The 528-nt window shown below is 33.9% G+C and carries 1 protein-coding gene; it reads left to right on the top strand.

The features are described from left to right. The coding region (locus CLVI_RS17610) for a hypothetical protein (protein ID WP_207655409.1) at positions 1 to 528 on the top strand (528 nt) is incomplete at both ends.

Genomic DNA, 528 nt, shown 5'->3' with positions numbered 1-528 from the left:
ATATAATGCATTTTGACATAGAGAACGCACCATCGATTGGCAAACAAGAGGAACTCGAACAATTATTCAGTAAGGAGAAAATAGATTTAGTGTACGAGTACCTTGCGGTATCTAATGACGAACAAACCATTCAGAATATTCTAGATGGTTTAATTCAACTCAAATCTTTTGATTACGATGGCCATAAATTCAAATCAACTGAAGCAGATACCCTTTTGCCCCAGCTAAAAAAAGAAACAGAAGATTTGAAGGAGCGCATTATTCAAAACGATATATCTGTATTTAATTATTTCAGACAGTTGGCTATAGTAGATCAGCAAGAAGCTATTTTGATAGGAAAGTATAAAGACTTTTTTGCTTTTGATCGCTCTTTTGACGTACGTTTTGAACAGTATAGCATGCTTATGCAGGCAACAGAATTCTTATCGGTTGTTACTCCAATTGAGCAAATCAAACCAAAACTTTTGAAGGTCTATGAAATAGAAGTAGAGATCAAAAAAGAAATTAGGGAAATGCTAGAAAGTAACT

It is taken from the genome of Clostridium vincentii (assembly GCF_002995745.1).
Classification (GTDB): domain Bacteria; phylum Bacillota; class Clostridia; order Clostridiales; family Clostridiaceae; genus Clostridium; species Clostridium vincentii.
The sequence above is the reverse complement of the archived record's forward strand: the minus strand, read 5'-3'. Positions and strand labels throughout refer to the sequence as shown.